Raw genomic sequence first — 8,164 nt, forward strand, 5'->3', positions numbered from 1 at the left:
ACAATAAGTATTCATTTCACCTTATAAATCTTCAAGGCAAAAATCAATTTGATTTGTAATGATGCTGATACCAGACATTCAATAAACTGTTCTTTTTGTGAAGGAGGACAGTTTTTTGAGATTTTAATCTTGAAGAAAGGTCAAAAGGATCAAACCCGAGGTCTTTTAAAAAAGTTTTGACAGTATTTTTTGAAGGTATATGGTCGCCTGCAAAATAGATTTCATCTTTGCTTTTGGTTACGAGCGACGTTTTTTGAGGCTGTAACATTACTGGACTAAAAAGCTTTACCACATAAGCCTTAGGCAGCAGTGAAGCTGTAATCTGAAAAGTAAGGGCGCTAGTAATGCTTGATACGAGAAGTTTTGGATTAAAAATCAGCCCGCTGGTATGAACAATGATTTTGCCCGTCATGTCCGGCAACATTCCAATAGTTTTCTCGAGATCTTCTCTCGGAACAAAAAGTATGATCACATCTCCCATAGCAGCTTCCTGAAGTGAAACCAGCTTAGCATTTCTTATGCTTTCGGTCGTTTGCTGTATGAAGGAGTTACCGCGAGGATGATGAATAAGAATTTCATAACCTGCAAATGAGGCTCTCTGTGCCAGTTCTAGTGTAAGACTTCCAATGCCAATAATTCCTATTTTCATACTTTTATCTTTTTAGTATTGCTTCTATTGAGAATATATACTAAAGTTATTACAAGAATTTGATTTACAGTACAGTATTTCTACCTGTTTTTAAAATTTTTGTAAGCAATGGAAGTTTTAGGTGCAAAAAAAAAGGAAACAGCTTGATAGATGTTTCCTTTTAAATTTCTAATATTTTAAAAAAAAATTATTTGCCACTTGATGCAGTAATTTTTCCTAGCTGAAGTCTAAAGTCAGGTCTTTTTGCATTATAAATGTCAACAAAAGTTTCTTTATTATCAGTTTGTGAGTACACATTTGAAAATATAGTATTGCCATACCAGTTTTCTAAATCAGAATTGTCGGCTTTATTTTCTGTAAAGATATTACCTGTACACTGGTTGAAAAACATTTCTTCAATTTTGATTTTCTTTAAGTTCTCACCATTTACTATTGTCTGGCTATCTAGTAAAACCGCTGGATTAAAACCAGAAATTACACTTCTTTTAAGCTCTAGAGCAGCGTTGTCAGCTACGTAAACAGCTTCTTTTATAAGACCAGCCTGAACGTCAGCTTTGATATTTTCACTATCATTTATAAGAGTAAGGTTTGATGCAGAAACGAAAGTAGATTTTCTTGTAAAGTCTGTTTCGCTTTTCTTTTCATAGGCTTTCACTTCCAAACATCTAGAACCATCTCTGTTACTTGACAAATAAGAAGATCTAACTGCCAATGAATTATAAAGACGACATTGCGTTCCTTGCGTCATTTTAAAATCATCGTTTATAGATTTATATGAAACCAATTGAGAAGCATTAAGATCTCCTCCATAAAAAGCAAATGAATCGCCTCCTGAGAAGCTCACCATAATATTCTCTAAAACCGTTTTATTTCCAGCTCCTGCAACAGTTAGTCCATTAAAACTATCTGCTCCTTTTACTTTTCGGCCTGCAAATTCAATACGAATAAATTTTAATACTCCAGAGCTGCTAGCTGCATTGTCTCCTCCATATGCAGTAAGAGAAGGGTCAAGATCCATGGTATAAGATCCAGCGCCACCAAATTTATTGATAGGTGCCTCTCCTAAGACTACAACACCACCCCAGTCGCCCGCTTTTTTCATGCTAGCGTTTGAAGTGAAGATGATAGGATCAGTTTCCTGTCCCTCTGCAATAATTTTGGCTCCTTTTGTTATAATAAGAGTTCCTTTGCTTGCAGCATCACCAATAATTACCGTACCTGGATCAATAGTCAGAACGGCGTTATTTGTTACATACACATTTCCTTGAAGAATGTACACGTTTTTTTTCATCAGTTTGGTGTTCTGTGTGATATTTCCAGCCAGTATTTGGTTGGCATCTTTAGACTCCGTTTTCTGCGGTTTGAATTCTGTCCAGTTGTCCAGCCAGTTCGCATATCCGATAATTCCCTTTTCCTGCTGTGCGTTAACGCCTGCGGCAAGTAGCAGACAGATCATTAGAGTAATTTTTTTCATAGTCTTGGGGCTATTTGTAATGGTATTTTTTTTGGCTCTTTTAAAATTGATTATAAAGTTTTCTTGCTTTTGTGATAGCTGGAGATAAATATCTGATCAGCGACTACAAGGAAATTTTAAATCTTTTTTCTGAAGACCTTCTAACAAAAATAAGCAAAAAGATCAGACTTTGCAGGGCTTTACTAATATTTAACATTTGTTGAAGCTAAGCTTAATGTACGTAAGGTCTTTCATCCTTCAATATTAATTAAAGTTTGATTTTTTTTAAGTTAAAAGCAATACATTTGATTTTATTCGAATTATAAAAATGGGACTAGATTACGACTATAGAATATACATCAAGAAAGAAAGGCTTAATAGAGCTTTACAATTCATTTATGAGCATTCAGAAAAAGAGAGAGCATCATTTGAAATAAGCAACAATCAGCTGTACAAAATTGACCGCTATGCTAATGGAGAAATATCCAAAACATTACTTGAAAACTTAGGAATAAATGAGAGGGTCGATACCTGTATTTTAGTAGAAGAAGATGATACGATAATAGAGTATTATCTGTATGATTTGACTCAAAATTATATACCCGATTCTGCTGATGAATCTGACTTTATTAATTTTTACAAAGGCGCAGAGGGGAAATGGTGGATAGGTAATGTTGAAATTTACATTAATGACTATTCTTCAAAAATAGAGGATTGTATCGAACTTCAATTTTGGGCTGTTACTAGTAGCATGAGTCGTCTTTTTGCTAAATCAAAATCAATTGACAAATACTTTAAAGAGTTTTGCAGAGCTACAGAAGCAGATTATGGTTGTATTTATATGGAAGACAGCGGATACAGACTTATATGGGCAAAGGGGAAAGAATACAGCCTGACAGTACCAATTCTTTGGAATAGTTTTGAAGAACATGGGTTTGTTAAAGTAATAGGTGACGTTTTAAAACTATAAAACATTTGAAAGATAAAGATTCAAAAGTAATCTTTGCCTGCATTTATATAAGATTGTAACGTTAAACAAAATTTAAATGGAAGTTGTAAATGAGAATTTAATGTTTCTAAGGAACAGGCATTGGCAAATCCTTTTACAGAAAAAAAATAAAATTGATCATTACAAAAGTTACAAAAAGCTTCAAATTTCTATGAAGCTTTTGTTTTTTATATTCTTTCGTTAATAAAGTTTGTATCAAACAATACTTTGATTTTTCTATTTAAGATTCTTTTTCAATAGAAGCTTGAAGCATTAGATAATGAAGATCTTTATTCTGTACAAAAGGCTTCAATAGTTCGCTTCCAGGACCGTACATGGCCAGTTCAACGTAATCTCCAGAATGGTCCATACTAATCCATCCTACATTATTATGCTTTTTCTGAATTTCTGAATAGGCTTTAAAAGGTAACTTTTTATAATTATACAGACCATCTTCCTGCTTTTCGAGGCCAGAATAGAAATCCTTTAAATGCTTCGCTTCATCATCTGTCAAGCTAATTTTATTGGTTTCTTTAACCCAATCCTTAATCTGCTGCAGATTGAAATCGGCATGAATAGAATTTAAAATGTACTCGTTGGTGTATTTATAGTCTGCAATGCTGTCAAAGTTTTCTTTTGCATTAGCGCCATAGATAAGTCCCGGATTTGCATTTCCGTGATCGGTTGTAATGATTACAAGGGTTTCTTTGTCTTTTTCGGCAAAATCTATAGCTGTTTTAACCGCCTCGTCAAAAGCGAGCTGGTCATGAATCAGCGCAGCAATATCATTGGCGTGCGCAGCCCAATCTACTTTTCCTCCTTCAATCAGTAATACAAAACCATTTTTATGGTCTTTCATCTGGTCAATTGCTGCAGCACTCATTTGAGCAAGTGTAGGTGTTTTTTGCAATTCTGGTATATTGTTTTGATCGATCGTGTAGGGAAGAGCTCCATTGGCGAAAATACCTAAAGTTTTCCCTCCTTTTTTAATGTTTTCTAGATCCGATTTTTCTTTTAGTACCTGATAGCCTTTTTTTTCATAGATTTTATAGATATCTTTTTTGTCTTTTCTTTTTGATGGATTGAAGAATTCGTCGCCTCCCCCCATCATAACATCAAATCCAAGTTCGGCATACATTTCGGCAATTTCATTTTCGGCATTTCTGCTATCCGAGTTCACACAGAACCCTGCTGGAGTGGCATGGGTAATGGTAACCGTAGTGACGCAACCCGTTTTTTTTCCTGCATTTTTAAACTTTTGCCAGATCGGAAGATATTTTTCGCCATTTAGACCAATATTCAACACACCATTTTTCACACGATGCCCGCTTCCAAAAGAAGAGCTCGCCGCCGCAGAATCTGTAACTGGAGAACTGGCAGAGGCTGTGTCCATTAAGGCTCTTGAGACTTTATTCTCTTTATAAAGATTGATCCACTCTGTATTTTTACCTAAAATATGTTGAGAGTAGAGATCTGCCATCTGAAGTGTTCCACAGCTCATTCCGTCGCTGATCAGGAAAATGATGTTCTTTGCTTTTTTTGCTTTCTTACTGATGGTCTCCACGTCATTTGCTAAGATAACGGAAGGGCCAAGGGTGAATAGCCCTGCTAGTGCTGAGGAGCCTTTTAAAAATCTGCGTCTGTTCATTAAGATAAATTTAGTAAAAGGTAAAATAAAGACATTTTAAAATTTAATGCAATAATGTTGCGTTAAATTATTGTTTTGTTTTGATCTGAAGATATTATAAGAATTAGATATTAGAGTAAAATTAAATGTGCTTCCTATGGAAAATTACCATGAAATCAGGTATTTTATTTTGTATATGATGTCTGTAAATTTGTTCCCAATCAAAATAATCACAATGAAAGCCAATATTCCAAATAGTATTACATCAAAAAAAGGTGTTTTTTTTAAAAATGAGAAATCCAGTTTGTTAAAACAGCTTTTTTATGTACTGTTTCTGCTTCCATTTATGGCAGTCGGACAAAAAGCACTTGTTCCTGGCGGTAAGGACATCAATACAAAGTATATTAAGCCAGAAAAATCACTCTACACTGTTTATTATGTTAAAGGCACAGAGTGGAAGAATATGGGAGCATTGACTTATGACATTACTTTGAATAATAACCAATTGACGTTGAATAATACTTTTGCCCCAAAAGACAACGGAGCTCCTACAACGCGTATTAGTACAGCAGATGCGCAAACGCTGAGAGCTATAAGTTATGCAGATGAGACTAAGAATGCAAAATTAAACCTGAACTTTGCTGAAATCATTACGGGTAATTACTATTCTAAGAAAACTAAAAAAGACAAAAAGTTAAAGCTTCAGCCTAAAGAAGAATATTTTGACTTCAATTGGTCTGATCATTTAATTACGACTTTACCATTAGATGTGGGGTATAAAGCACGTTTTCCGCAGTTTTATTATAATGATGGGTCAGATGTGCTTGTTGAATATTATACTATTAAAGAAGTAAAGAGTTTTGTTTACAATTCTCCGAGAACAGGTAAGCACGAGACATGGCTTGTTTCAGTTTTGGAAGAGAGCACTAACGCTACTTATAATTATGCCATCGATAAAAAAGATCATCGCCTATGGCAACGCGAAATGTCTATGGCTAACGGAATGTGGGAAATTACAGTTAACGAAGAGTTGGATTATCAGCCTATTAAAAACAAGTTTAACAAGGAAGAAGTTGCAAAGCAAATCTCCAATGGTAATAGTGTTATAATTGGGACAGCCTATGCCAGATCTGACTCAGGTAAAAGATTGGGCGGATTGGTGAATACGGCTAAGAAGCAATATGCACCAAGAGGTACAGAAATTACACTTTTTCCAAGTTCAGCTTATTATGAGGAATGGGTAGAGGTCAACAAGAAAATTCGCAAACAAAATAAGATGCCAGAAGTGCCTTTGAATAGTGATTTTGGGTATTCTATCAAAAAAACTAAAGTTTATGACGATCAAGGACATTTCGAGTTTATGGATTTAATGCCAGGGACTTATATTGTTATGGTTAGCTTTGACTTTACTAACTCCTACAATTATTCATACGTATCTGGATATACAAACTACTATAATTATTATGGATATCAAGGTTCTTCAACAAATTATGGTACAGCAAAACAATCTTATTCTGATAAAGCCAATATTGAGAAAAGGGTGACTATAGATAAGGATGGCGATAAAAAAGAGGTGAACTTGAAAGAGATTTAATTGAATAGCTAAGCAGTAAGGTAAGGAATTCCAGCTGAAAAGATTTTCTATTATATATGAATAGATAGAATTGAGGAAAGATTAAAAAAAAAGAAACAGATTGTAGTTGTGCTATAATCTGTTTCTTTTTTTTATGAATACATATCTTGTTTACAAAGTAAGGTAAGCAGAATATTATTCGATTAATTATAGAATGCATATGCTTTGTGGCAACGGTTGAGTCCTAGTTTAGGAAAAGTGAGTTAAAAAAAATGGTTTCATTTTATAATTTGCAACATGATAAAACTTGTTTTATTATGTTAAAATGTTTTTGTAAGATAACTTTGAGACGACTTAATAGATTAAGAAGATTATAAGTGCTACATCATGAAAAATCCCCGAATGTAGCCGCCATGCAAACAATAATTATAAATTAAATCTTGAAATTATGAAAAAGTATCATTTGTTAGTTGTCGTTTTTTTCTTTTCGCTGGGAATGTCAGCACAAAGCGCCCAGTCATTTTTGCTTAATTTGTATGGAGGGTATACCTTTTCTGATAGGGTAGACTTTGATTCCTCTTACGCAAAAGTAGAAGATGGTTTTGAATATGGTATAGGTTTGGAATATTTTATAATGGATAATGCTTCAGTAGAATTAAAGTATAACAGACTTGATACAAATATGCCTTTGTACACAAAGGTTGCTATAATTAATGGGGCTAACACTATTCCTGCAGGAACTCAGCTTAATGCTGGAGATGATAAAGGTGCCATCAATTATATATTAGCTGATTATACGTATTATTTTGGCTCAAGCTCCCAAAAGGCCCTTCCGTTTCTAGGAGCAGGTTTAGGAGTTGCTATTTTAGAAACGCCAAAGAGCGGTAACGGAACTTATTTTGCATGGGAAATTAAGGCTGGTGTAAAAGTAAAAACGAATTCACCATTATCAATTAATCTAAATGCATATCTGCAATCAATGTCGGCTGCCGTAGGATATGATTATTACTGGGACTACTATTGGGGGCCAGTAGCAGTTACTGATTATGCTTCAACATTTCAATTTGGACTTGGCGCCGTACTTAGTTACGATTTCAGCAAATAGTAATTGCTTCACTAAATTGTTTAAAACAGCTTGAGAATTTCTCAAGCTTTTTTATTTATATTAGTTAAGTGTTGCTGGTGCGACATATTCAAGTGATTTAATAATGAATTTATAGTAGTTGCAGGAAAGTCTTTTCTGTAAAGACAAAGAAAATAGCTTTTTCCAAGCTGTATATTTGATAAAAACGGATTTTATCAGGTTCTATATTTGCTTAAAAAGCTTTAAAGTAAGAAAAAACTTTATTTTTGTAAAGAAATTTTTAAATTTAAATATTGTGTTATCAGTTAGTTAGGAAAAATATAGAAAAAAGTTAGAAAAAAAACTCATTCAGAATGCTTGGAAATCTAAATAAAGGTTCTACTTTTGCACCCCGCAACACGGAAAGTTCATTGGGAGATTGGAAGAGAAATTAAAGAAAACGGGATTGAAAAAATCTCAAAAAAAAAACTTTAAATTTTTCTTGCAGGAAACAAAAAGAAGTTTTAGTTTTGCACCCGCTTTGAGATACAGGCGAAAACAAAAGAAGACACGTTCGTAGGCATATTGAATTGACAGCCGTTTTAAGAGAGATCTTAAAACAAAAAGAATAAGAGCAGTAGAGTCGGAAGATTCGAAAAGAACCGATAGAAAGAGCATCGAATAATAATATTAAAATATACGATGAAGAGTTTGATCCTGGCTCAGGATGAACGCTAGCGGCAGGCTTAACACATGCAAGTCGAGGGGTAGAGGCTTTCGGGCCTTGAGACCGGCGCACGGGTGCGTAACG

At 34.2% G+C, this 8,164-nt stretch carries 6 protein-coding genes and 1 rRNA gene; 4 read left to right on the plus strand and 3 right to left on the minus strand.

What is annotated here, in order from left to right:
• Positions 1 to 43: 43 nt before the first annotated feature.
• Positions 44 to 649 carry an NAD(P)-binding domain-containing protein gene (locus tag ACFO3N_RS18455; protein ID WP_379800196.1) on the minus strand — a complete coding sequence of 202 codons (606 nt, stop codon included), beginning with the start codon at positions 647 to 649 and terminating at the stop codon, positions 44 to 46.
• 187 nt (positions 650 to 836) lie between these two features.
• Positions 837 to 2,123 (minus strand): hypothetical protein, encoded by a 1,287-nt coding sequence (locus ACFO3N_RS18460; RefSeq protein ID WP_379800198.1) that lies wholly within the window; start codon positions 2,121 to 2,123, stop codon positions 837 to 839.
• Between the two features lie 307 nt (positions 2,124 to 2,430).
• Between ACFO3N_RS18460 and ACFO3N_RS18465 the strand changes: the two genes are divergently transcribed.
• Positions 2,431 to 3,072: a hypothetical protein gene (locus ACFO3N_RS18465; RefSeq protein ID WP_379800200.1), complete on the plus strand. Its 642-nt coding sequence runs from the start codon at positions 2,431 to 2,433 to the stop codon at positions 3,070 to 3,072.
• 259 nt (positions 3,073 to 3,331) lie between these two features.
• On the opposite strand, the gene ACFO3N_RS18470 is transcribed toward ACFO3N_RS18465, so the two are convergent.
• Complete coding sequence (locus ACFO3N_RS18470; RefSeq protein WP_379800202.1) at positions 3,332 to 4,738, minus strand: alkaline phosphatase; 1,407 nt, start codon at positions 4,736 to 4,738, stop codon at positions 3,332 to 3,334.
• 136 nt (positions 4,739 to 4,874) lie between these two features.
• Between ACFO3N_RS18470 and ACFO3N_RS18475 the strand changes: the two genes are divergently transcribed.
• The 3 genes from ACFO3N_RS18475 to ACFO3N_RS18485 all read left to right on the plus strand — a co-directional run.
• Positions 4,875 to 6,311 carry a DUF3108 domain-containing protein gene (locus ACFO3N_RS18475; RefSeq protein ID WP_379800204.1) on the plus strand — a complete coding sequence of 479 codons (1,437 nt, stop codon included), beginning with the start codon at positions 4,875 to 4,877 and terminating at the stop codon, positions 6,309 to 6,311.
• A gap of 427 nt (positions 6,312 to 6,738) precedes the next feature.
• Positions 6,739 to 7,395 carry an outer membrane beta-barrel protein gene (locus tag ACFO3N_RS18480; RefSeq protein ID WP_379800207.1) on the plus strand — a complete coding sequence of 219 codons (657 nt, stop codon included), beginning with the start codon at positions 6,739 to 6,741 and terminating at the stop codon, positions 7,393 to 7,395.
• A gap of 657 nt (positions 7,396 to 8,052) precedes the next feature.
• Positions 8,053 to 8,164, plus strand: a 16S ribosomal RNA gene (locus tag ACFO3N_RS18485); the annotation flags it as partial.

Origin of the sequence: Flavobacterium chungangensis (assembly GCF_042654045.1) — a bacterium.
Classification (GTDB): Bacteria; Bacteroidota; Bacteroidia; order Flavobacteriales; family Flavobacteriaceae; genus Flavobacterium; species Flavobacterium chungangensis.

What these genes read in the sequence shown, in the direction of transcription:
- ACFO3N_RS18455 (WP_379800196.1), bottom strand. Translation starts at nt 649, where the DNA reads ATGAAAATAGGAATTATTGGCATTGGAAGTCTTACACTAGAACTGGCA.
- ACFO3N_RS18460 (WP_379800198.1), bottom strand. Translation starts at nt 2,123, where the DNA reads ATGAAAAAAATTACTCTAATGATCTGTCTGCTACTTGCCGCAGGCGTT.
- ACFO3N_RS18465 (WP_379800200.1), top strand. Translation starts at nt 2,431, where the DNA reads ATGGGACTAGATTACGACTATAGAATATACATCAAGAAAGAAAGGCTT.
- ACFO3N_RS18470 (WP_379800202.1), bottom strand. Translation starts at nt 4,738, where the DNA reads ATGAACAGACGCAGATTTTTAAAAGGCTCCTCAGCACTAGCAGGGCTA.
- ACFO3N_RS18475 (WP_379800204.1), top strand. Translation starts at nt 4,875, where the DNA reads ATGGAAAATTACCATGAAATCAGGTATTTTATTTTGTATATGATGTCT.
- ACFO3N_RS18480 (WP_379800207.1), top strand. Translation starts at nt 6,739, where the DNA reads ATGAAAAAGTATCATTTGTTAGTTGTCGTTTTTTTCTTTTCGCTGGGA.